Source organism: Frigoribacterium sp. MCBA15_019 (assembly GCF_001864945.1).
Lineage (GTDB): Bacteria > Actinomycetota > Actinomycetes > Actinomycetales > Microbacteriaceae > Frigoribacterium.
Window position 1 is genome coordinate 67205 of the sequence record NZ_MJGS01000021.1, and the last position, 22795, is coordinate 89999.

Annotated in this window: 24 protein-coding genes; 21 read left to right on the top strand and 3 right to left on the bottom strand. The window is 69.5% G+C overall.

All coding sequences use genetic code 11. From position 1 onward, the window contains the following. Nucleotides 1-146 precede the first annotated feature (146 nt). The 13 genes from BIV04_RS15135 to dapF all read left to right on the top strand — a co-directional run bounded on the left by BIV04_RS15135 (nucleotide 147) and on the right by dapF (nucleotide 13506). Nucleotides 147-1169, top strand: coding sequence for a hypothetical protein (locus BIV04_RS15135; RefSeq protein WP_071257286.1), 1023 nt, complete (start codon nucleotides 147-149; stop codon nucleotides 1167-1169). Next, entirely contained in the window at nucleotides 1169-1930 is a 762-nt protein-coding gene (locus tag BIV04_RS15140) for an ABC transporter ATP-binding protein (protein WP_071257289.1), read from the top strand. The genes BIV04_RS15135 and BIV04_RS15140 overlap by 1 nt, the downstream gene beginning before the upstream one ends. Continuing rightward, nucleotides 1927-3144, top strand: coding sequence for an ABC transporter permease (locus BIV04_RS15145; protein ID WP_083396519.1), 1218 nt, complete (start codon nucleotides 1927-1929; stop codon nucleotides 3142-3144). Before BIV04_RS15140 ends, BIV04_RS15145 begins: the two co-directional genes overlap by 4 nt. 54 nt (nucleotides 3145-3198) lie before the next feature. After that, on the top strand, nucleotides 3199-6039 hold the full coding sequence (locus BIV04_RS15150; RefSeq protein WP_071257292.1) for a DNA translocase FtsK: 2841 nt from the start codon (nucleotides 3199-3201) through the stop codon (nucleotides 6037-6039). A 3-nt stretch (nucleotides 6040-6042) separates the two neighbouring features. Next, nucleotides 6043-6690: a CDP-diacylglycerol--glycerol-3-phosphate 3-phosphatidyltransferase gene (gene pgsA / locus BIV04_RS15155; RefSeq protein WP_071257295.1), complete on the top strand. Its 648-nt coding sequence runs from the start codon at nucleotides 6043-6045 to the stop codon at nucleotides 6688-6690. After that, on the top strand, nucleotides 6687-7178 hold the full coding sequence (locus tag BIV04_RS15160) for a CinA family protein (protein ID WP_071257298.1): 492 nt from the start codon (nucleotides 6687-6689) through the stop codon (nucleotides 7176-7178). Before pgsA ends, BIV04_RS15160 begins: the two co-directional genes overlap by 4 nt. A gap of 150 nt (nucleotides 7179-7328) precedes the next feature. Continuing rightward, nucleotides 7329-7637: a helix-turn-helix domain-containing protein gene (locus BIV04_RS15165; RefSeq protein WP_043596680.1), complete on the top strand. Its 309-nt coding sequence runs from the start codon at nucleotides 7329-7331 to the stop codon at nucleotides 7635-7637. Between the two features lie 70 nt (nucleotides 7638-7707). After that, nucleotides 7708-7932: a DUF3046 domain-containing protein gene (locus tag BIV04_RS15170; RefSeq protein WP_071257301.1), complete on the top strand. Its 225-nt coding sequence runs from the start codon at nucleotides 7708-7710 to the stop codon at nucleotides 7930-7932. Nucleotides 7933-8226: 294 nt separating this feature from the next. Then, nucleotides 8227-9288 (top strand): recombinase RecA, encoded by a 1062-nt coding sequence (recA, locus tag BIV04_RS15175; protein WP_043596683.1) that lies wholly within the window; start codon nucleotides 8227-8229, stop codon nucleotides 9286-9288. Continuing rightward, nucleotides 9285-10103: a regulatory protein RecX gene (locus BIV04_RS15180; protein WP_071257304.1), complete on the top strand. Its 819-nt coding sequence runs from the start codon at nucleotides 9285-9287 to the stop codon at nucleotides 10101-10103. Before recA ends, BIV04_RS15180 begins: the two co-directional genes overlap by 4 nt. A gap of 37 nt (nucleotides 10104-10140) precedes the next feature. Then, nucleotides 10141-11718, top strand: a complete 1578-nt coding sequence (gene miaB / locus BIV04_RS15185; RefSeq protein WP_071257307.1) for a tRNA (N6-isopentenyl adenosine(37)-C2)-methylthiotransferase MiaB — start codon at nucleotides 10141-10143, stop codon at nucleotides 11716-11718. A 1-nt stretch (nucleotide 11719) separates the two neighbouring features. Then, entirely contained in the window at nucleotides 11720-12631 is a 912-nt protein-coding gene (gene miaA, locus BIV04_RS15190) for a tRNA (adenosine(37)-N6)-dimethylallyltransferase MiaA (protein ID WP_071257310.1), read from the top strand. Further along, on the top strand, nucleotides 12628-13506 hold the full coding sequence (dapF, locus tag BIV04_RS15195; protein WP_071257313.1) for a diaminopimelate epimerase: 879 nt from the start codon (nucleotides 12628-12630) through the stop codon (nucleotides 13504-13506). The genes miaA and dapF overlap by 4 nt, the downstream gene beginning before the upstream one ends. A 70-nt stretch (nucleotides 13507-13576) precedes the next feature. Here the strand turns inward: dapF and BIV04_RS15200 are convergent, their stop codons facing one another. Further along, nucleotides 13577-14197 carry a class I SAM-dependent methyltransferase gene (locus BIV04_RS15200; protein ID WP_071257316.1) on the bottom strand — a complete coding sequence of 207 codons (621 nt, stop codon included), beginning with the start codon at nucleotides 14195-14197 and terminating at the stop codon, nucleotides 13577-13579. A 76-nt stretch (nucleotides 14198-14273) separates the two neighbouring features. Here BIV04_RS15200 and hflX point away from each other — a divergent pair, with 76 nt between their 5' ends. Continuing rightward, the gene (hflX, locus tag BIV04_RS15205; RefSeq protein ID WP_071257319.1) at nucleotides 14274-15821 is read left to right on the top strand and encodes a GTPase HflX; all 1548 of its coding nucleotides are present in this window, start codon (nucleotides 14274-14276) and stop codon (nucleotides 15819-15821) included. A 99-nt stretch (nucleotides 15822-15920) separates the two neighbouring features. Here the strand turns inward: hflX and lexA are convergent, their stop codons facing one another. After that, entirely contained in the window at nucleotides 15921-16634 is a 714-nt protein-coding gene (lexA, locus tag BIV04_RS15210) for a transcriptional repressor LexA (protein ID WP_071257323.1), read from the bottom strand. Nucleotides 16635-16906: 272 nt separating this feature from the next. Between lexA and BIV04_RS15215 the strand changes: the two genes are divergently transcribed. The 6 genes from BIV04_RS15215 to BIV04_RS15240 all read left to right on the top strand — a co-directional run bounded on the left by BIV04_RS15215 (nucleotide 16907) and on the right by BIV04_RS15240 (nucleotide 21337). Then, nucleotides 16907-17275 (top strand): LysM peptidoglycan-binding domain-containing protein, encoded by a 369-nt coding sequence (locus BIV04_RS15215; protein WP_055973419.1) that lies wholly within the window; start codon nucleotides 16907-16909, stop codon nucleotides 17273-17275. A gap of 101 nt (nucleotides 17276-17376) precedes the next feature. Next, nucleotides 17377-18462, top strand: a complete 1086-nt coding sequence (locus BIV04_RS15220; RefSeq protein WP_071257326.1) for a histidinol-phosphate transaminase — start codon at nucleotides 17377-17379, stop codon at nucleotides 18460-18462. Between the two features lie 5 nt (nucleotides 18463-18467). Continuing rightward, on the top strand, nucleotides 18468-19085 hold the full coding sequence (gene hisB, locus BIV04_RS15225) for an imidazoleglycerol-phosphate dehydratase HisB (protein ID WP_055977124.1): 618 nt from the start codon (nucleotides 18468-18470) through the stop codon (nucleotides 19083-19085). Beyond that, nucleotides 19082-19720, top strand: a complete 639-nt coding sequence (gene hisH, locus BIV04_RS15230) for an imidazole glycerol phosphate synthase subunit HisH (RefSeq protein ID WP_071257329.1) — start codon at nucleotides 19082-19084, stop codon at nucleotides 19718-19720. Before hisB ends, hisH begins: the two co-directional genes overlap by 4 nt. Before the next feature lie 67 nt (nucleotides 19721-19787). Next, entirely contained in the window at nucleotides 19788-20534 is a 747-nt protein-coding gene (gene priA, locus BIV04_RS15235; RefSeq protein WP_071257331.1) for a bifunctional 1-(5-phosphoribosyl)-5-((5-phosphoribosylamino)methylideneamino)imidazole-4-carboxamide isomerase/phosphoribosylanthranilate isomerase PriA, read from the top strand. After that, the gene (locus tag BIV04_RS15240) at nucleotides 20534-21337 is read left to right on the top strand and encodes an SseB family protein (RefSeq protein ID WP_071257333.1); all 804 of its coding nucleotides are present in this window, start codon (nucleotides 20534-20536) and stop codon (nucleotides 21335-21337) included. The genes priA and BIV04_RS15240 overlap by 1 nt, the downstream gene beginning before the upstream one ends. A gap of 96 nt (nucleotides 21338-21433) precedes the next feature. Here the strand turns inward: BIV04_RS15240 and BIV04_RS15245 are convergent, their stop codons facing one another. Next, nucleotides 21434-21874: a DUF1844 domain-containing protein gene (locus BIV04_RS15245; RefSeq protein ID WP_369825331.1), complete on the bottom strand. Its 441-nt coding sequence runs from the start codon at nucleotides 21872-21874 to the stop codon at nucleotides 21434-21436. 291 nt (nucleotides 21875-22165) lie between these two features. On the opposite strand from BIV04_RS15245, the gene infC reads away from it, so the two are divergent. Beyond that, nucleotides 22166-22795, top strand: a complete 630-nt coding sequence (infC, locus tag BIV04_RS15250; RefSeq protein WP_082383600.1) for a translation initiation factor IF-3 — start codon at nucleotides 22166-22168, stop codon at nucleotides 22793-22795.

A 22795-nucleotide genomic window follows, 5' to 3' on the forward strand; every position in this document is an offset into this window, starting at 1 on the left:
CCGTCGTCGTCCCCGGGGCGGTCGACCGCCCCCGGTCCCCGAAGAAGAGATCTCAGGCTCCCGGTCATCCTCAGGGGTGAGGCGGCGACGTCTCGGGCCTCGCTACGGTGACGTCTGACACGTCAGCACATCGACCGGGGGTAGCCGTGCGCATCGCCAAAGTCTGGGTCTTCCCGATCCTGCGCATCCTGATCTTCGTCGCCATCGCGGCGGCACTCGTCAAGCTCGCGTTCTTCGCGGCCCCGGCCACCGGTGACGACACCGTGGCCGTCCCCACCGGCGAGCTCGTCGAACCGCAGATCGCGGTGGCCGTCGGCACCATCACCAACGACGTGGTGGTCGACGCGACCGTGGTCGCCGACCCGGCGGCCCCTGTGCCCGCGACGCTCGCGGGCACGGTCACAGGCGTCGACGTCGTGAAGGGGCAGGCGGTCGCCGCGGGCGACCGGCTCGCCACGCTCCGGTCCGAGACGCCGCAAGAGCCCCTCGTGGCCGCCGACGGCACCGTGACCGAGCGCAAGCCGATCGTCAAGACGGCCGTCATCACGGCTCCGGTGGCCGGGACGATCACGTCGGTCGCCGTGATCAAGGACCAGACGGTCGTCGTGGGTGACGCGATCGCGCAGGTCGCGCCTCCCACGTTCCACGTGACGGGGTCCCTCGCCGCGGACCAGCTGTACCGTCTCGTCAGTCGGCCGGCCGAGGGGTCCGTCGCCATCACCGGGGGGCCGGCGCCGTTCCCGTGCACGGCGCTCACCGTCGGGGGGAGCACCTCGTCGTCCACCGGGTCGGACGACGGCGGTGACGCCTCCACGTCGACCGGGGACTCGTCGGGCCAGAGCGTCTCCTGCGTCGTCCCGGGCGACGTCACCGTCTTCAGCGGACTCGCCGCCGAGCTGACCATCCCGGCCGGCGTCGCCACCGACGTCCTCACCGTGCCCCTCACGGCCGTCGAGGGCGCGGCCGGAAAGGGCGTCGTCTCGGTCGTCGGGGCGGACGGTTCCGCCGAGAAGCGCGACGTCACGCTCGGCATCAACGACGGAACGATCGTCGAGGTCACCGGCGGCCTGGCCGAGGGCGACCTGGTGCTCGAGTTCGTCCCGGGCGCCGCTGCGGCGCCGCAGGGTGACTGCGTCGATCCCGCCACGGGCGCGGACCTCTGCAGCTGATGGCCCTCATCAGGCTCGAGGCGGTCACCAAGACGGTGCCCCTCGCCGACGACCGGACCCTGGACATCCTCACGGGCGTCGACCTCGAGGTGGACGCGGGCGAGCACGTCAGCATCGTGGGGCGCTCGGGGTCGGGCAAGTCGACGTTGCTCAACATCCTCGGGCTCATCGACGAGCCCACGACGGGGACGCACTGGTTCGACGACGTCGACGTGCGCTCGATCCGGCGCGGTCGGCGCGATCGGCTGAGAGGCGCCCAGGTCGGGTTCATCTTCCAGCAGTTCAACCTGCTGCAGGGGCGCACGGCGCTCGAGAACGTCATGACCCCGCTGCTCTACTCGTCGGGTGCCGAGTTCTGGCGTCGCCGGTCCATCGCGGGCGAGATGCTCGAGCGCGTCGGCCTCGGTCACCGGGCCGACTCGATGCCCCACCGCCTGTCGGGCGGCGAACAGCAGCGCGTGGCGATCGCCCGATCGCTCGTCCGCCGGCCGCGCGTCATCCTCGCCGACGAACCCACCGGTGCGCTCGACGTCGAGACCGGCGCGGGCGTGATGACGCTGCTCGACGCCATCGCGACCGAGAACGAGGCCGCCCTCGTGACGATCACCCACGACCTCGCGGTCGCCGCCCGGGCCTCGAGGCACTACCAGCTCGACACCGGCGTCCTCTCGGCGTCGATCGACGGGGCCCTCGGGACGCCGAGACCGATGTCGTCACCCGACGCGTCGACGTCGCCCCTCCGGGACGAGGTCGACGCGTGAAGCGCGCGGTTGCCGACGTGGTGGGGGCCTTCGCCGAGGCCTGGGCCGAACTCCGCGTCAACAAGCTGCGCGTGCTGCTCAGCCTGATCGGGGTGGCCGTCGCCGTCGCGGCCCTGACCGGCGTGGTCGCCCTCGGTGGGCTCGCCGAGCAGTCGTCGCGCGAGAGCGCCGAGCGGTTCGGCGGGCGCCCCGCGAACTACTACGTCAACGCGTATTCGAACGGCACCACCTCACCGAGCACCGAGGCGATCGAGGACGCGTTCGCCACGACGACAGCACGCTACGGGATCGAGCAGACCAGTCGCGTCGTCTACGGCAACCGCGCCGTCCAGTTGCCGGACGGGGTCACGGAGGTCGCGGCCGTCACCGTCGACGTCCCCTACGGCGAGATGCACCGGGTCGTCATGACCGACGGTTCGTGGTTCACCGACGCCGACGCGTCCCGTCTCGCGCCGCCCGTCATCGTCAACGAGGTGCTCTGGCGGCAGCTGGGCTCCCCGCCGTTGTCGTCCCATCCGACCTTGCTCGTCCGGGGGGCCGACTCCGTCACGCTCGTCGTCACCGGCGTCTCGGCCTCGTCCGAGTACGACGGCCCGCAGATGTACCTGCTGCCGATACCCGACTACGACCTCGCCCTGGCGAGCTACGGCGTCGAGACCCCCCAGTACGAGATGTGGCTGCCGCCTGAGACCAGCGACGCGCTGAGCGCCCAGGTGGCGTCCGACCTGGGGGCCACCCTCGGCGACGACGTGCAGGTCGACGTCTCGCGGCAGGACTACGCCGCGGGCGGCGACGCCGACCCGTTCGGTCCGATCAAGTCGATCATCACGGGGGTCGGCGTGCTGGTGTTGCTGCTCGGCGGTCTCGGCCTCGTCAACATCGCGCTCGTGACCGTCCGGCAGCGCATCCGCGAGATCGGCGTGCGTCGGTCCTTCGGCGCCACGGCTCCCCGGGTCTTCTTCTCGGTCATGCTCGAGAGCGTCGTCGGCACGGTTGTGGCGGGCGTCGTGGGCGTGATGCTGGCCGTCCTCGTCGTCGAGAACCCGACGGTCCAGGGTTTCATCGCCCAGGGCGCCGTCAGCGACCTCCCCCCGTTCCCCGTCGAGGCGGCCCTGATCGGTCTGGCGTCGGCCACGGCGATCGGGGCGGTGGCCGGTCTGCTCCCGGCTCTCGTGGCGATCCGTGTGAAGGTCATCGACGCCATCCGCTACTGACACACACCGGAGCACCTCCGGCCGCTGTCGGTGCTGAGAGGTACCTTTGAGCCCATGGCCACGCCCACCAAGTCGACTGCGCGCGCGCGTTCGTCGTCGCGAGCGTCGCAGACCTCCGGCGCCACGAAGGCGACCAAGAAGCTGCCCGCACCCCGCCAGCCCGACCCGGTCCGCGAGGGCCCCGGGCCGTTCGTGGCGGCGTGGATGGGGCTCGCACACCTGACCGGCGGTGCGTTCCGGCTCCTCGGCAAGGAGTCCTTGGCGAAAGACGAGCGACGAGACGGCGTGCCGTTCCTGCTCGTCCTGCTCGCGATCGCCGGGGCGGTCGTCGAGTGGCTGAACCCGACCAGCCCCGTCGCGATCGGATTCGACGCGTACACGTTCGGCGGGCTCGTGGGACGCGTCGCCTACGCCCTGCCGGTCATCATGATCCTCTTCGCGGGTTGGCTCTTCCGGCACCCGGCGTCCGTGCACGACAACACCCGCATCGGCATCGGGCTCGGCCTCTCGATCGTCTCGATCAGCGCGCTGTGTCACATCTTCGGCGGGCAACCCGAAGCCGCGGCAGGGCTCCGCGCCCTCGCCACGGGTGGAGGCGTGCTGGGCTGGGTCGTCGCGTCGTGGCTCGTCGCTCTCGCCACCGAATGGGTCGCGGTTCCTCTGGTCGTCATCCTGCTGGCGTTCTCGCTGCTCATCATCACCAAGACCCCGCCGAACCGCATCCACCGTCGTCTCGGCGAGCTGTACTCCTACCTCTTCGGTGAGACGACCTCAGGGGCGGCCGGGGCCGACGGTGATGCCGACCTCGTCGACCTGGCCGAGTCCGAGTCGCTGCCCTGGTGGCGGCGTAACAAGGACCAGCGCGAGGACGACCCGGCGTACGACACCCCGCTCGTGAAAGCGGAAGAGACCTCTGCCACCGAGACGCTCGGGCGGCGTCGTCGCAAGAAGCCGGCGTTCGAACCGAGCCCCGACGAGGCGGGCGGTGCGGCGGCGGCCGGTGCCGCCGGGGCCGCCGCCCCACCGACGGCTCCGACCGACGTCTTCTCGGCCGACCTCCTCGGTGACCTCGATCGAGCCGAGGACGCCGTCCGCGCCCAGGGGTTCGACGTCCCGCCCGTCCAGGCGACCGCGTCGACGACGGTCCTCCCGGTGGTGCCGACCGAACCCGTCGGCGAGAGCGACGCCGCCGCCGACTTCCTCGCGGTCGATCCCGACGAGGCAGCCCCGCCCTCGCTCGACGAGGTGGACGACGGTGCCGAGAGCGCCCCCTACCGTCTCCCCGCCGCCTCGAGCCTGTCGGTCGGTGAGCCCGCCAAGGCGCGCAGCGAGGCCAACGACGCGATCGTGGCCGCCATCAGCCAGGTGCTCGACCAGTTCAACGTCGACGCCAAGGTGACCGGCCTCAAGCGCGGTCCGACCGTCACGCGCTACGAGATCGAACTCGGCCCCGGCGTCAAGGTCGAGCGGGTCACCGCCCTGACCAAGAACCTGGCCTACGCGGTGGCCTCCAACGAGGTCCGCATCCTGTCGCCCATCCCCGGCAAGAGCGCCATCGGCGTCGAGATCCCCAACACCGACAAAGAGATCGTCGCGCTCGGCGACGTCCTGCGGTCCTCGACGGCGAGCAAGAGCGTCCACCCGCTGACCATCGGCGTCGGCAAAGACGTCGAGGGCGGCTACGTCGTGGCCAACCTGGCCAAGATGCCCCACCTCCTCGTCGCCGGAGCCACCGGTTCGGGCAAGTCGAGCTTCATCAACTCGATGATCACGTCGCTGCTGATGCGGGCCAAGCCGACCGACGTGCGCATGGTGTTGATCGACCCGAAGCGGGTCGAACTCTCGATCTACGCCGGCGTACCGCATCTGATCACGCCCATCATCACGAACCCCAAGAAGGCCGCCGAGGCCCTGCAGTGGGTGGTCAAAGAGATGGACATGAGGTACGACGACCTGGCCAGCTTCGGCTTCCGCCACATCGACGACTTCAACCGTGCCGTCGTCGGCGGAGAGATAGTCCTCCCGGCCGGCAGTCAACGCAAGCTCAAGCCCTATCCCTACCTCCTCGTGGTGGTCGACGAGTTGGCCGACCTCATGATGGTCGCTCCGCGCGACGTCGAGGACAGCATCGTCCGCATCACCCAGCTCGCGCGCGCCTCGGGAATCCACCTGGTCCTCGCGACACAACGTCCTTCGGTCGACGTCGTGACCGGTCTCATCAAGGCCAACGTCCCCTCGCGTTTCGCCTTCGCCGTCTCGAGCGTCACCGACTCGCGGGTCATCCTCGACCAGCCCGGAGCCGACAAGCTCATCGGTCAGGGCGACGGGCTGTTCCTGCCCATGGGTGCCTCCAAGGCCATGCGCGTGCAGGGCGCCTGGGTGCAAGAGAACGAGATCGCCCAGGTCGTCGCCCACGTCACCCGCCAAGCTCGTCCCGACTACCGCCCCGACGTCGCCGCGGTGGTCGAGAAGCGCGAGATCGACGGCGACATCGGTGACGACCTCGAGCTGCTCCTCGCGGCCGCCGAACTCGTCGTCAGCACGCAGTTCGGTTCGACCTCGATGCTCCAGCGCAAGCTCCGGGTCGGCTTCGCCAAGGCCGGCCGTCTCATGGACCTCATGGAATCGCGGGACATCGTCGGGCCGTCCGAAGGGTCGAAGGCTCGCGACGTGCTCGTCACGACCGAGCAGCTTCCCGGTGTGCTGGCGAAGCTGCGCGGCGGAGACACGGTCTCCGAGACCGGCGCCGGTCGCGCCTCCTCGGGTTCTGCCTCCGCGACGCGGGCCGACGCCGGTGACTACGACGGCGACCCCGTCGAGGCCATGACCCGTGGGTACGCGGAAGACGACGACGCCGGAAGCGAAGACGCCTGGCACCTGACGGGCAGGGAGTAGACCATGAGCCACGACGACGGCTCCCGCCCGACCTCCCCGCGCTCGGCCTTCTCGTTCCGCGGACGCGTGGCGTCGAAAGGGCCCGGGCCGGCCAGCACCGGCAACATCGCCAACGTCATCACGGTCGTCCGCATCCTCATGGCCCCGTTGTTCATCGCGTGGTTGCTGATCGACGACGGGGCGGACGGTTCGCTCCGTGTCTGGGCCGCTGCGTTGTTCGTCGTGGCGATCCTGACCGACAGCCTCGACGGCATGCTGGCCCGTGGCCTCGACCTCGTGACCGACTTCGGCAAGATCGTCGATCCGATCGCCGACAAGGTGCTGATCGGCGGAGCGCTCGTCTCGCTCACCATCCTCGGCGAGCTGCCGTGGTGGGTCACCGCGCTCATCCTCGTCCGTGAGATCGGCATCACCGTCTACCGCTTCGCCGTCCTGCGTGATCGGGTGATCCCGGCGTCCCGCGGCGGCAAGATCAAGACGGTGCTGCAAGCGGTCGCGGTGACCCTGGCGCTCTTCCCCCTCTGGAACGTCGTCGGCGAGGGGATGCACTGGGTCAACGGTGTGCTCATGACAGCGGCCACGGTCGCCACCCTCGTCTCCGGGGCCGACTACATGCGCGTGGCGCTCAAGCACGGCAAGGCGGGCGCGTGACGCTGGCCGCCGACCTCGTCGCCGCGCTGACGCGCAGGCGTCTGACGGTCGCCGTCGCCGAGTCCCTCACCGGCGGTGCCCTGGTCTCCGAACTCGTGTCCGTGCCCGGTGCCTCGGCCGTCGTCCGTGGTGGGGTGGTCGCCTACCAGACCGAGCTCAAGCACACGTTGCTCGGGGTCGACGCTGAACTGCTGGCGCGACACGGGCCCGTGCATCCCGACGTCGCCGCCTCCATGGCCACCGGGATCCGTGACCGACTGGCGATCGACGGGCACCCGGCCGACATCGGCCTCGCGACCACCGGCGTCGCCGGCCCCGATCCCCAGGGCGGGCACGAACCCGGTACGGTCTTCGTCGGTCTGGCCGTGCCCGGCGACGTCCGCGTCTTCTCGCTCTCGCTCACGGGCGACCGACAGGCCATCCGAAACGCCACGGTCTCCGAATCCCTGGCAGTACTCGACCGATGGCTGGTCGAGACGAGGGAATAGCGGGCGTTTCGGTCTCGTTACATCTCCAGAGTTCACAACAGGTGCACAGTCCCCGATGGCTACAGTCGTGGTCAGTCGGTCCGAGCACCACCCGTCGTCCCCCATCTGAAACCATCCCGTCAGATGGGTCGTCCCCGAAGGAGGGTCCCCATGGTCCTGGTACGTCAAGAAATCGGCGACGTCCTTCGCGACTTCCGTCTGCAGAAGGGCCGCACGCTCCGCCAGGTCGCGAGCAAGGCCAGCGTCGCCCTCGGTTACCTCAGCGAGGTCGAGCGGGGTCAGAAAGAGGCGAGCTCAGAGATCCTTGCCTCCGTGGCCGACGCCCTCGAGACCCCCATCTCGGTGATCATGCGCGAGGTCGGCGACCGCATGGCAGTCATCGAGGGGCTCAATCCGATCCCCGACACCCTGCCGGACGACCTCGTCGCCGAGTTCGATTCCGACCTCGCGGTCCGCTGACCGCCCGACGTCCCTCCGAACGCCCCCGGCTCACGCCGGGGGCGTTCGTCGTCGGGGGTACGCTCGTCTGATGCGCAAGAGCGAGTTCGCCCGAGCCGTCGAGGACGAGTTCGGAGACGCCTACGGACGAGTGATCACCCGGGATCTCGTCATCCAGTCGCTCGGTGACCGGACCGCCGATGAGGCGATCGCCCAGGGAGAATCGCCCCGCGACGTGTGGCTCGCGCTCTGCGAGGCCGAGGGCGTCCCGGTGTCCCGTCGGTACGGTGTCGGGTTGCCCGAACGGACCAGCTGAGGTGCTGCTCTCTCGGGCGTGTGTTCGACACGCCGGGAGTGATGGGTCGAACACGTGTTCGGACGGATGGTAGCGTCCTCCACAAGGACGTCGACGAACAAGTTCTGCACGTCGGGCCGTCACCGCCACCGCGATGTCGGGGGTGGCCCGTAGCGTTTCTCGCATCGACGTCCCGCGTCACCGGCACATGCCGGCGACACCAGCCTTGTCGTAGCGACGACGACCCTGCACCACCGGTCGACGTCGACGCGACAGCCTACAGGCGCACGGACGACCACCACGAAGGAGAACGACATGCCCTCAGCCGAAAACCGCGAGAAGGCCCTCGAGACGGCTCTCGCCCAGATCGACCGACAGTTCGGCAAGGGCGCCGTCATGCGCCTCGGCAGCGACGAGCGTGCTCCCGTGGCGGTAATCCCGACCGGCTCGATCGCCCTCGACGTCGCTCTCGGCATCGGTGGCATCCCCCGCGGCCGCATCGTCGAGATCTACGGTCCCGAGTCGTCGGGTAAGACGACCCTGACCCTGCACGCCATCGCCAACGCCCAGCGCAACGGCGGCATCGCGGCCTTCATCGACGCCGAGCACGCTCTCGACCCCGAGTACGCCAAGAAGCTCGGCGTCGACATCGACGCCCTGCTGGTGTCGCAGCCCGACACCGGCGAGCAGGCGCTCGAGATCGCCGACATGCTCGTCCGCTCGGGGTCGATCGACCTCGTCGTCATCGACTCGGTCGCCGCCCTCGTTCCGCGTGCCGAGATCGAGGGCGAGATGGGTGACTCGCACGTCGGCCTGCAGGCTCGACTCATGTCTCAGGCGCTGCGCAAGTTGACCGGTGGGCTCAGCCAGACCGGCACCACCATGATCTTCATCAACCAGCTGCGCGAGAAGATCGGTGTCTTCTTCGGCAGCCCCGAGACGACGGCAGGTGGCAAGGCGCTCAAGTTCTATGCGTCCGTCCGCCTCGACATCCGGCGCATCGAGACGCTGAAAGACGGTACCGACGCGGTCGGCAACCGCACCCGCGTCAAGGTCGTCAAGAACAAGATGGCGCCGCCCTTCAAGCAGGCCGAGTTCGACATCCTCTACGGCGTGGGCATCTCGCGCGAGGGCAGCCTGATCGACTTCGGTGTCGAGCACGGCATCGTCCGCAAGTCGGGTGCCTGGTACACCTACGACGGCGACCAACTCGGCCAGGGCAAAGAGAACTCGCGCAACTTCCTCATCAAGAACGCCGCCATCGCGCAAGAGATCGAGCAGAAGATCCTCGCCAAGCTCGGAGTCGGTGGTGCCAAGCCCGTCGAGGCACCCGTCGAATCGATCGAGGCGAAGATCGCCGCTCGAAAGGGCGCATGACCTCGCGCGACGACGACGCCCCGGTGTCGGGTCCGTCTGATGACGGTGTCGACACCGGGCGGCTCGCCCCCGTCACGCCTCTCTTCGGCGCGATGAGCGGTTCCTCGGTTCCCGAGGCGACGACCGATGGCCAGGCTTCCCATCAGACGAACGATGCCGAGGCCGTCCTGACGGCCATCAGTTCTCATTGGGCTGGCGGTGCGACATCCACGGCCTCAGAGGGCGACCATCCGTCCGCCCGAGGTTCTCGCGCGGGGGCAGCCGGCCGGCCCAAGGCGACCGGATTCGACGACCAACCCGACGACGGGCCCGAAGACCTCGAAGCGCAGCAGCGACGCGCCGAGAACGTCAGCCTGCACGCCCTCTCGCGCCGGGGAGTGTCGTCTCACGAGATGGAGAAGCTGCTCCTCTCCCGGGACCTCGACGAATCGGTCGTGGCCGACGAGATCGCCCGTCTCGAGCGGGTCGGTCTCCTCGACGACACCGAACTGGCCGCCACCCTGATCAGGTCCAAGCAAGAGCGCAAGGGTCTCGGCCGGGGCGCTGTCACGTCCGAACTCCGCGCCCGGGGCATCGACCCGTCCATCATCGACGAGGCCCTGTCCGACACGGACGACGACGAAGAGCAAGAGCGTGCCGACGAGTGGGCCCGCAAACGCGCAGGGTCGTTGCGCGGCCTCGACCGCGAGACGGCCGAACGTCGTCTCAACGGTTACCTGATGCGCCGGGGGTATCGCTCCGAGGTCGTCCGACGTGCGATCGAGAAGGCCCTGCCCCGTGGTGGCAGCGGCCGCGGCGGCGTCCGCTTCGAGTGACCGTCCCGGGGGTGGCGGCGATCTACACTGAGTCACCATGACGACGGTCGCCACCACCCCCATCCCCTCGCCCGTCGACGGCCCGGCCCGTACGTACGAGGTCCGCACCTTCGGGTGCCAGATGAACGTCCACGACTCCGAGCGTCTCAGCGGCTCGCTCGAGGCGGCCGGTTACGTACCGGCGGACGGAGCCGAGGCCGACATCGTCGTCATCAACACCTGTGCGGTGCGCGAGAACGCCGACAAGAAGCTCTACGGGACGCTGGGGACGCTCGCCGGTCAGAAGAAGAAGCACGAGGGCATGCAGATCGCCGTCGGCGGGTGTCTCGCCCAGAAAGACAAGGACGTCATCCTCGACAAGGCGCCGTGGGTCGACGTGGTCTTCGGTACGCACAACATGGGCGCCCTGCCCACGCTCCTCGAGCGCGCGCGTCACAACGACGAGGCCCAGCTCGAGATCCTCGAGGCACTCGACGTGTTCCCCTCGACGCTGCCGACCAAGCGCGACTCCACCCACAGCGGCTGGGTCTCGATCTCGGTCGGCTGCAACAACACCTGCACCTTCTGCATCGTGCCGTCGCTCCGCGGCAAGGAGAAAGACCGCCGCCCCGGTGACGTCCTGGCCGAAGTGCAGGCGCTCGTCGACGACGGTGCCGTCGAGGTGACGCTGCTCGGGCAGAACGTCAACTCGTACGGCGTCGAGTTCGGTGATCGGCTCGCCTTCGGCAAGCTGCTGCGTGCCGTCGGTGCGATCCCCGGGCTCGAGCGGGTGCGCTTCACCAGCCCGCATCCGGCGTCCTTCACCGACGACGTGATCGCCGCGATGGCCGAGACGCCCGCTGTCATGCCGCAGTTGCACATGCCCCTGCAGTCGGGTTCCGACCGGGTGTTGAGAGCCATGCGGCGCAGCTACCGCAGCGAGAAGTTTCTCGGCATCATCGACCGTGTGCGCGTGGCCATGCCCGAGGCCGCGATCAGCACCGACATCATCGTCGGTTTCCCGGGCGAGACCGAGGAGGACTTCGCCGAGACCCTCCGGGTCGTCGAGCGGTCCCGGTTCGCGTCGGCGTTCACCTTCCAGTACTCCGTGCGCCCCGGGACTCCGGCGGGCGAGATGGCCGACCAGATCCCGAAGGCCGTCGTGCAAGAACGGTTCGAGCGGCTGACCGCCCTGCAGGACCGCATCTCGGCCGAAGAGAACCATCGTCAGGTCGGTCGGACCGTCGACGTCCTCGTGGCCACCGACGAGGGGCGAAAAGACGCCTCCACCCACCGTCTGTCGGGGCGTGCGGAGGACAGTCGCCTCGTCCACTTCGAAGTGCCGTCGGGACGCACCGTTCCGCGCCCCGGCGATGTGGTCAGCGTGCGGGTCACCGACGCTGCACCGTTCTACCTGTTGGCCGATGCGGTCGACGGGCCCGGGTCCCTCTACGAGGTCCGTCGCACCCGCGCGGGCGATGCCTGGGACGCCGCGCAGGCCGCCTCGTGCGGGGTGCCGTCCGCCGGTGACGCGACCCGCGCCTCCTCGGCTCGGCCGGCGAGGGTGAGCCTCGGGCTGCCCACGCTGCGGGTGGCGACCACACCGATCTACAGCACGACCGACGACCTCCGCTGACGTGCTGGTCGCGATCGTCGGGGCGACCGGCACGGGCAAGTCGGCGTTCTCGCTCGACCTCGCCGAGGCGCTGGCCGCCCGGGGCGAGGCCGTCGAGATCGTCAACGCGGACGCCATGCAGCTCTACCGCGGCATGGATGTCGGCACGGCGAAACTGCCCGCCGCCGAACGACGAGGCATCCCACACCATCTCCTCGACGTCCTCGACGTCACCGACGAGGCGAGCGTCGAGTGGTACCAGCGCGAGGCTCGGGCCCTGATCGACGGCATCGTGGCCCGCGGGGCGGTGGCGGTCCTCGTCGGCGGGTCCGGCCTCTACGTCTCGAGCGTGTTGTTCGACTTCCGTTTCCCCGGAACCGACCCCGTGATCCGGCGTCGATACGAGGCGATCGCCGACGAGCGGGGGCCCGGGGCCCTGTACGACCTGTTGAGCGAGCGTGATCCGGCGTCGGCCGCCTCGATCGGTCGTTCCAACGCTCGGCGTCTCGTCCGGGCGCTCGAGGTCGGCGACCTCACCGGGCGCCCTCTCTCGGGAACCCTGCCCGAGAAGTCGTCGCCGTGGCGCCCGTCGAGCGTCTTCGGTGTCGCGGAAGAACGCCCCGTGCTCGTCGAACGTCTCGACCGACGCGTCGACCAGATGTGGCGAGACGGTCTCGTCGACGAGGTGCGGGGTCTGCTTCCTCTCGGGCTCGAGCGGGGGGTCACGGCGGGCCGGGCGATCGGCTACGCGCAGGCGGTCGCCCAGATCCGGGGGGAACTCGCCGAGACCGAGGCGATCGAGGCCACGGCGGCCCTCACCCGTCGCTACGCCCGCCGTCAGGCGAGCTGGTTCCGGCGATACAACGACGTCGAGTGGTCTCGCTCGGGCGACGCCCAGGCCGTCGACCAGGCCGTGGCTAGACTCCTCGGGTGACCACCACGCTGCAGTTCACCAAGGGGCAGGGCACCGGCAACGACTTCGTCCTGTTCACCGATCCCGACGCCGGCACCGACCTGACGCCCGCCATGATCCGGGCCCTGGCCGATCGGCGCTTCGGGGTGGGCGGCGACGGCGTCATCCGTGCGGTCCGTACGGCAGCGTTGTCCACCGAGGCGGCCCTGCTCGAGGCCGAGCCCCGCGCCGAGTGGTTCATGGACTACCACAACGCCGACGGCAGTCCGGCCGAGATGTGTGGCAACGGCATCCGCGTCTTCGCGCGTTACCTCCTCGAGCGGGGGTTGGTCCAGCTGGGCGAGGACGACGTGCTCGTCGTCGGCACGCGGGCCGGCGCTCGCGAGGTGCGTCGCGACGGCACGGGCTTCCGCGTCGACCTGGGGCCCTGGCGACTCGGCGACGACGACCCGGTCGTCCGGGCGCGCGCACTGCACGCCGCCCGTCCGGGCCTGCCGATCTCGGTCGGCAACCCCCACGTGGTGGTGGCCCTCGCCGGCGACGACGAACTGGACGGCCTCGACCTGACCTACGTGCCGATCATCGACCCGGCGCCGGCCGGCGGGGCCAACGTCGAGTTCGTGGTTCCCGCCGATCCGCTCGTGGTCGACGGGCTCGGGCGCATCCGCATGCGGGTCCACGAGCGCGGCAGCGGCGAGACGCTCTCGTGCGGCACCGGTGCGGCAGCGGCGGCCCTGGCCACGCGGTACTGGGCTGGGGCCTCGGCGCCCGAGGGCTGGTTGGTCGACGTTCCCGGAGGGGTCGTGGGCGTCTCGATCAGCCACCACGACGACGGCGAGCACGTCTCGCTCAGCGGGCCGGCCGAACTCGTCTTCACCGGCGCGCTCGACCTCTGAGGCCGGCGTGCTCGACCTCTGAGGTCGACCGGCGACCGGGGCTACGGCGAGGCCTGCACAGGGCGTCGGGTCAGTCGGCGTCGGTGAGGCGCTCGGCGCGCAAGATCCGGTACCCCTTGCTGGTGGAGGCGCGGGTCACGTCGACGACGTCGGCCATGGTCTCGTTCATCCAGCGCTGCAGGGAGTCGGCCCCCAGGTTCTTCTGCACGACCAGCCAGGCATCCGATCCCACGTCGAGTCGGGGGAGCCACCGTTCGAGCAGGGAGTGCAGCTCGGCCTTTCCGACCCGGATCGGCGGATTCGACCAGATCGTCGCGAAGCGCAGGTCGGCGGGAACATCGTCGGGGGTCACGGCGTTGACGTTCTCGAGGCCGATCGAGCGTGCGTTCGCGCGCACGAGGTCGAGCACTCTCTCGTTCACGTCGACGGCCCAGACCGTCGCGTCGGGTGACGACAACGCGAGGCTCAGTGTGATGGGGCCCCATCCGCACCCGACGTCCAGCAGATGGCCCGCCCTCGGCGGCGTCGGCGCGCCCGCCAGCAGCACCGACGTGCCCGGGTCGACGCGACCCGGGCTGAACACTCCCGCGGCCGTGGTCAACGTCAACTCACGGCCCGCGAGGACGACGTCGATCGTCCTGGGCTTGGCCGCGCTGCCGGGCTGGGGTGAGAAGTAGTGGTCGCTGGCCATGCTCGCCAACCTACCGAACATCAGCAGGGGGTTCGTTCCCTGCTCTCCGCACACCGAAAGGGTTAGTATCACCCCGATGACAGACCACACCACGACACCGCTTGACTCCGAGCGGAACGACCAGCCCGACGACGTCGTCGCGCGCGTCCTCGATCGTGCGGCCCAGAGGGCCTCCGGTTACACCGTCTTCTCGCCGGCCCAGGCCATCCAGACCCGATCGCTCCACGACGACGGCGGCTCCGACGGCGACCAGTCGGAGCGCGACGACCGCCAGGCCCTCCGCCGCGTGGCGGGCCTCTCGACCGAACTGCAGGACGTCACCGAGGTCGAGTACCGCCAACTGCGCCTCGAGAACGTCGTCCTCATCGGCGTGTACTCGCAGGGTTCGATGTCCGACGCCGAGAACTCCCTGCGTGAGCTCGCCGCCCTCGCCGAGACGGCGGGTGCCGTCGTCCTCGACGGGCTGCTGCAGAGACGACCGAATCCCGACCCGAGCACCTACCTGGGCAAGGGCAAAGCCGAAGAGCTCCGGGGGACGGTCGCCGCCCTCGGTGCCGACACCGTCATCGCCGACACCGAACTGGCCCCCAGCCAGCGGCGCGCCCTCGAAGACGTCGTCAAGGTGAAGGTCATCGACCGCACCGCCGTGATCCTCGACATCTTCAGCCAGCACGCCAAGAGCCGCGAGGGCAAGGCGCAGGTCGAACTCGCCCAGCTCGAGTACCTCCTGCCGCGCCTCCGCGGTTGGGGCGAGTCGATGTCGCGCCAGGCCGGTGGGCAAGTCGGAGGCGCGGGTGCCGGAATGGGCAGCCGCGGGCCTGGTGAAACCAAGATCGAGCTCGACCGGCGCCGCATCCACACCCGCATGGCCCGGCTCCGCAAACAGATCAAAGAGATGAAGCCGGCCCGCGACGCCAAGCGGGCCAACCGCGACCGCAACGAGGTGCCCACGGTCGCCATCGCGGGCTACACCAACGCGGGCAAATCCAGCCTGCTCAACCGGCTCACCAGCGCGGGCGTCCTGGTCGAGAACGCGTTGTTCGCCACCCTCGACGCGACGGTCCGCAAGAGCGTGACGGCGGACGGTCGTCCCTTCACGTACGCGGACACGGTCGGATTCGTGCGCAACTTGCCTCACCAGCTGGTCGAGGCGTTCCGGTCGACGCTCGAAGAGGTCGAGGCATCCGACGTCATCGTGCACGTCGTCGACGGGTCGCACCCCGACCCTGCCGCTCAGCTCGCGACCGTCCGGGACGTCATCGCCGAGGTCGACGGTCGCGACATCGCCGAGATCGTCGTCTTCAACAAGAGCGACCTCGTCGACGACGACCAGCGTCTCGTCCTGCTCAGTCTCGAACCGACGGCGGTCTTCGTCTCGGCTCGGACGGGTGAGGGCATCGACGACCTGCTCGCCCGCATCGCGGCCGTGCTGCCCGAACCCGAGATCGAGCTCGACCTGCTGGTGCCGTACGACCGCGGCGACGTGGTCTCGCACCTGCACGACTCCGGACGCATCGTCAGCACCGACTACGAAGAAGAAGGCACCCGGGTCCACGCCCGGGTCTACCCGAGTGACGTCGCCGGGCTCACGCCCTATGTCGCACCCGTGGGCGTCGGTCGCTGACGCCGAGCCCCGGGTCGTCACACGACGAAGCGCCGACCACCTCGAGGTGGTCGGCGCTTCGTCGTGTGCCGGGTGGCGCGTAAGTGGGTGGTGCGTTCGTCAGACCGACCGCAGGACGGCGACGACCTTGCCGACGATCTGTGCGTGGTCGCCGACGATGGGCTCGAACGCGCTGTTCCGGGGAAGCAGCCAGGTGTGGCCGTCTCGCTGGCGGAACACCTTGACGGTCGCCTCGTCGTCGAGCATGGCCGCGACGATGTCACCGTTCTCGGCGTCCTGCTGCTGCCGCACGACGACCCAGTCCCCGTCGCAGATCGCCGCGTCGATCATCGAGTCTCCGACCACCCGCAGCATGAACAGTTCACCCTTGCCGACGAGTTGTCGTGGCAGCGGCATCACGTCCTCGATCTGCTGCTCGGCCGTGATGGGGATGCCGGCCGCGATCCGTCCCACCATGGGGACGTGAGCCGTGTCGCCGTCGTCACTCGTCGTGAAGACGGTCGACGGGGGAGCCGTCGGCGCCGTGGCATCCACGAGGACCTCGAGGGCTCGGGGTCGGTTCGGGTCACGGCGGATCTTGCCGGCGAGTTCGAGCTGGTTGAGCTGGTGCGTGACGCTCGACAGGGACTTGAGGCCGACGGCGTCGCCGATCTCGCGCATGCTCGGGGGATACCCGCGGTGACCGATGCTCTCGGTGATCGCGGCGAGGATCGACGCTTGCTTCGCCGTCAACTCCTTGCGGGGGAGGACGCCGGGATCGAGCTGACGGGGGGCGTCGGGGGCCGCCTGCGGGGTGCGCTTCGGGTCGCTCATGGGTCTCCTGCCGTCGATGTCGGTGGTCCCTGTTTGACTCCTACCACCGATCGAAACCGTATCCGATCAGGCGGTGTCGACAAAACACATGTTCGAGTGTGTCGCGTTCTTCCTCTCTGATCCGGATCGATTTCGACCTGGATTACCCATCGCAGGGGTTGAAAGCGTCAGCAATCGAATGTATGTTCGGAACACGTCTTCGTGTCCGGCATTCCCGGCCGAGTGCCGGGCACGAACTCGTCCCCTGTCTTCCAAGGTGAAAGGACCACCTCATGAGCGTCACCTCAGCATCAGCAGTTGCGTCCCCCGTCGACTCGACCCGAGTCGTGCGCACGCGCCTGCGCATCACCCGGCGGGGTCGTGCGGTCGTCGCCGCGCTCGTGGCGGTCCCGCTCGTCGTCGTGGCAGGCGCGCTCGTCCTCAACGGAGGCGGCGCCGTCGCGTCCGACACGACGGGTCGCACCGAGTTCCAGCACGTGACCGTCGACGGTGGCGAGACGCTCTGGCAGGTCGCGTCAGAGATCGACCCCGATGCCGATCCTCGCGACGTCATCGCCGACCTCGTCTCGCTCAACAACCTTCCGAGCGCCGAGGTCTCCGCCGGTCAGAGCCTCGCCGTCCCCGCTCAGTACGCTCGCTGAAGCACCGTCGCCGGCGAGGTGGGCGGTCCGGCCCGTCGGCGTCGTGTCTGCGCGACGGCGAACGACCCGACACACCGTCGGCCCGCCCGTACGATGGTGGGGTGTCCTTCAGTCTCGACGACCTACCCATCCGTGACGATCTCCGGGGACTGACGCCGTACGGCGCTCCCCAGAAGAAGGTCCCGGTCGCTCTCAACGTCAACGAGAACACGCATCCCATTCCCGAAGACGTCGCTCGCGACATCGTCGAATCGGTGGCCCGGGCGGTCCTCGACGTCAACCGGTACCCCGATCGCGAGTTCACGACGCTGCGTGACTCGCTGGCGGCTTACCTCGGGCACGGTCTCACCCGAGACAACATCTGGGCGGCGAACGGCTCCAACGAGGTCATCCAGCAGCTCCTCCAGGCCTTCGGCGGCCCGGGCCGCTCCGTCCTGGGGTTTCCTCCCACCTACTCGATGCACTCGATCATCGCCACGGGCACCGGCAGTCGATGGGTCGAGGGTCGCCGTGACGAGGGGTTCCGCATCTCACCCGAGACCGCGGTCTCCGAGATCGAACGCACCCGTCCCGACATCGTCTTCTTCTGCGGACCGAACAACCCCACGGGCACCCCCCTCGATCTCGCCACGATCCAGGCTGCCTACGACGCCACGGACGGCATCGTCTTCGTCGACGAGGCCTACGCCGAGTTCATGCCGGCCGATCAGCCGACGGCACTGACCCTGCTGGCAGGTCGCGAACGGCTGGTCGTGTCCCGCACGATGAGCAAGGCGTTCGCGTTCGCCGGTGCCCGGGTCGGCTACCTGGCCGCGCACCCGGCCGTGGCCGACGCGCTGCGTCTCGTACGCCTCCCGTACCACCTCTCGTCCCTGACGCAGGCGGCGGCCGTCGCGGCGCTCTCGCACGCGAGCGAGATGCTCGCCATGGTCGACGACATCAAGGCCCAGCGTGACCGCATCGTGCACGAGTTGACCGAACTCGGGTACGAGCCGTGGCCCACCTGGTCGAACTTCGTCCTCTTCGGAGGGGTCGACGACCCGACCGACGTCTTCGAGCGCCTGCTCGAGCGGGGTGTCATCGTCCGCAACCTCGGCATTCCGAACCACCTGAGGGTCAGTGCGGGCACCGAGGCCGAGACCACCGCGTTCCTCGTGGCGCTCCGCGACATTAGGCTCTCTTCGTGACCCACGTGACCGAGACGACCAGTGCCGCCCGTACCGCCTCCCTCTCGCGTGCCACGAGCGAGTCGAGCATCACGCTCGCCCTCGACCTCGACGGTTCGGGCCGATCGACGATCGACTCGTCGGTCCCGTTCTTCGACCACCTCCTGACGGCGCTCTCGAAGCACTCGTTGATCGACCTCGACGTCGCGGCGACGGGCGACACCCACATCGACGTGCACCACACGGTCGAAGACATCGGCATCACGTTCGGCACCGCGCTGAAGCAGGCGCTCGGCGACAAATCCGGCATCTCGCGCTACGGTGACGCGCTCGTCCCGCTCGACGAGGCCCTCGTGCAGGCGGTCGTCGACGTGTCGGGGCGTCCGTACCTCGTGCACACGGGTGAGCCCGAGGGGTTCGAGTACCACCTCATCGGCGGGCACTTCACCGGCTCGATGGTCCGTCACGTCTTCGAGGCGATCACCTTCCACGCCGGCATCACCGTGCACGTCCGCGTGCTGGGCGGGCGCGATCCGCACCACATCGCCGAGGCCGAGTTCAAGGCGTTCGCCCGGGCGCTCCGTCAGGCCGTCCAGCCCGACCCGCGCGTCAGCGGCATCCCGTCGACGAAGGGTGCCCTGTGACCGGCGCCCGTCCTTCCGTCGTCGTCCTCGACTACGGCAGCGGCAACGTCCACTCCGCGGTCAAGGCACTCGAGCTCGCCGGCGCCGACGTCGAGCTGACTGCCGACCGTGCCCGGGTGCAGGCGGCCGACGGCCTCTTCGTCCCCGGTGTCGGGGCGTTCTCGGCCGTCATGAGTCAGCTCGAGTCCGTGCGCGGTGGGGAGCTGATCGACCGGCGGCTGGCCGGCGGGCGTCCGGTCATGGGCATCTGCGTGGGCATGCAGGTCTTCTTCGAGGGCGGCGTCGAACGCGGCAACAGCACGGGTGGCCTCGGGGCGTGGCCCGGTGTGGTCGACGAGCTGAAGGCCGACGTGCTGCCCCACATGGGCTGGAACACCGTCGACGTGCCCGAGGGCAGCCTGCTGTTCGACGGAGTCGCCGACGAGCGGTTCTACTTCGTCCACTCATACGCCGCGCAAGAGTGGTCGCTCGACGTGATCCGTCCCTTCACCGAGCCGCACGTGACCTGGGCCGACCACGGCGGCCGCTTCGTCGCCGCCGTCGAGAACGGCCCGCTCTGGGCGACGCAGTTCCACCCCGAGAAGTCGGGGCAGCCGGGCATCCGGTTGCTCTCGAACTGGCTCGGCACCCTCTGACCCCGACGCGACCGACCCGATCGCGCCTCCTGACCCTGCGGTGCCCCGGCGCCGTGAGAGAGACGACATGAGCGAGTTCTGCACCACCCCCGCCCTGACCCTGTTCCCCGCCGTCGACGTGGCGGGTGGTCAGGCCGTGCGCCTGACCCAGGGTGAGGCCGGCAGCGAGACGAACTACGGCGACCCGGTCTCGGCAGCCGACGACTGGGCCAGCCAGGGCGCCGAATGGCTGCACCTGGTCGACCTCGACGCCGCCTTCGGGCGCGGTGACAACCGTGCCGTGATCAAGAAGGTCATCAAGCAGGTCAAGGGCGTCAACGTCGAGCTCAGCGGTGGCATCCGCGACGACAAGTCCCTCGAGGACGCGCTGAGCACCGGCGTGAAGCGCATCAACCTGGGCACGGCGGCCCTCGAGAACCCCGAGTGGGCAGCCCACGTCATCGCCGAGTACGGCGAGGCGGTGGCCGTCGGGCTCGACGTCCGTGGCACGACGCTGGCGGCGCGCGGCTGGACCGAAGAGGGCGGCGACCTCTGGACGGTCCTCGCGCGGCTGGAAGAGGCCGGTTGTGCGCGGTACGTCGTCACCGACGTGACGAAGGACGGCACGCTCCAGGGGCCCAACGTCGACCTGCTGCGGCAGGTGATGGAACACACCGAGCGTCCGGTGATCGCGTCGGGCGGCATCTCGAGCCTCGACGACCTCGCGGCCCTCCGCGAGCTCGTGCCCCAGGGGCTCGAGGGCGCCATCGTCGGCAAGGCGCTCTACTCGGGGGCGTTCACGCTCGCCGGTGCCCTCGACGTCGCGTCGAACTGATGACGACCGCGCCGGACGGACCGGGGCACGCCCCCGACTATCCCGGCCACGGCGCCGACAGCGCCGGGCGGCCCTGGATGGGGCGCACCTTCGACCACCACGACACGGCGCACGCGGGCGACGACGGGTCCGCGGACCCGAGGCTGCTCGACGCCCTCCTGGGGTTCCGCGAGGGGCGGCTCGGCGAGAGCGAGGTCGTCGACGCCCTGCGTGCGGCTCGTCTGCTCGTGCCCCTGGTCGCGGTGGCAGGTGACGAGGGTCTCGACGACCACGGTCGCCGCGTCGACAAGACGCAAGAGCTCTCCATCGTCACGGTCTCGGGTCCTGACGGCCGCGACGTGTTGCCGGCCTTCACCTCGGTCGAGACCCTGACGCGCTGGCGTCCTGCGGCCCGACCGGTGCCGGTGGAGGCCCGGCGCGTGGCTCTCGCGGCCGCCTCGGAGTCGACCGACCGCATCGTGATCGACCCCGGATCGATCACCGAGTTCGGTCTGCGTCGTCCGGCCGTCTGGGCGGTCGCTCAAGACCTGCCGTGGATGCCGAGTCACCACGACGAGGACGTCCTGCGTGCGTTCCTCGACGCGTCACGCGACGAGGAGGCGCTGGTCAGCCTGGTCGTCGCGCCCGGTTATCGAGACGCCCGGCTCGGTGCCCCCGAGATCGTCGTCCAGCTGGGCGTGACGTCCGGCCTCGACCGGGACGCCCTGCAGTCGCTGCTGCAGCGACTGCAGGCGGCCTGGGCGGCCGACCCGGTGATCGTCGACCGGGTCGACAGCATGTCGGTCAAGGTCGTCCCGGGCTGACGAGATCGCCGCTCGAGAAGCCGCGGAGTGCCCGAGGTGCCGGTCGTCGTGGACGCGCTGCGCGGTTGACCGGACCCGTGGCACGCGACGTGTCGGTCAGTTGACGGGGCCGGTGTACTTCTCGCCGGGGCCCTGACCGATGGCATCGGGGATGGCCGACGCCTCACGGAAGGCGAGTTGCAGCGATCGCAGGCCGTCGCGCAGCGCACGGGCGTGCTGGTCGCCGATCTCGGGTGCACTGGCGGTCACGAGTCCGGCGAGCGAAGTGATGAGCTTGCGGGCCTCGTCGAGGTCGGTCTGCCGCTGCGGGTCGTCGGCGAGGCCGACCTTCACCGCGGCCGCGCTCATCAGGTGGACGCAGACCGTGTTGATCACCTCGACCGCGTTGACGTCGGCGATGTCGCGTGCGGCGTCGTCACCGAACCGCAGGTCGTCCTCGAACCGCGCCGTCGCGGGTGAGGTGTCGGGCGACGGGGCCGGTGCCGAATCGCCGAAGCGGGCGTCGGGAATAGGTGCGTCGTCGGGGGAGTGGCTCACGAACTGATCCTCTGCTAAACTCGTCCAGGCTCGGAGCGTCTGCTCCGTGCGAAAGTGGAGATTCTCCCACCCGCGCTTGACCGTTAGACAAGGTTACCGGGTTGTTGGCACCCCGTTCGATCAGCACCACTGTTCCGCGTCGACCCTCGTCAGAGGGGCGCTGCAGACGGCGATCGAGCAGCCAGGGTGCAGTGTGATGCGTTCCCAGACGACGCCCGCACGAAACTCCTCTTTCTCTGGCGAGACCGTCCGGTCCCGCCAGATGCAGAAGAAACGACAGAGGAGTTCCGCATCAGCGATCCCCGTACGAACGACCGTATCCGCGTCCCCGAGGTCCGCCTCGTCGGGCCCGCAGGTGAGCAGATCGGCGTCGTTCCCATCGCCATGGCCCTGCGCCTCGCCGCAGAGGCCGAGCTCGACCTGGTCGAGGTGGCCCCCAACTCGAAGCCTCCCGTGGCCAAGATCATGGATCACGGAAAGTTCAAGTACGAGGCTGCGCAGAAGGCGAAAGAAGCCCGTCGCAACCAGGCGAACACGATCCTCAAAGAGGTCCGTTTCCGCCTGAAGATCGACAAGCACGACTACGAGACGAAGCGCAAGCGCGCCGAGGGCTTCCTCCAGGGCGGCGACAAGGTCAAGGCCATGATCCTGTTCCGTGGCCGCGAGCAGTCGCGCCCCGACCAGGGTGTCCGCCTCCTCCAGCGTTTCGCCGAAGACGTCTCCGAGTGGGGCAGCGTCGAGTCGACGCCCACCATCGACGGCCGCAACATGGTCATGGTCATCGGCCCGCACAAGAACAAGTCCGAGGCCAAGGCCGAGGCAGAAGCTCGCAAGGCGGCCAACAAGCCGCCGAAGCACCCGACGTCCGACGAGGTCCCGGCCGATGCACCGGCCGACCGACCGACAGAAGAAAGTAAGTAA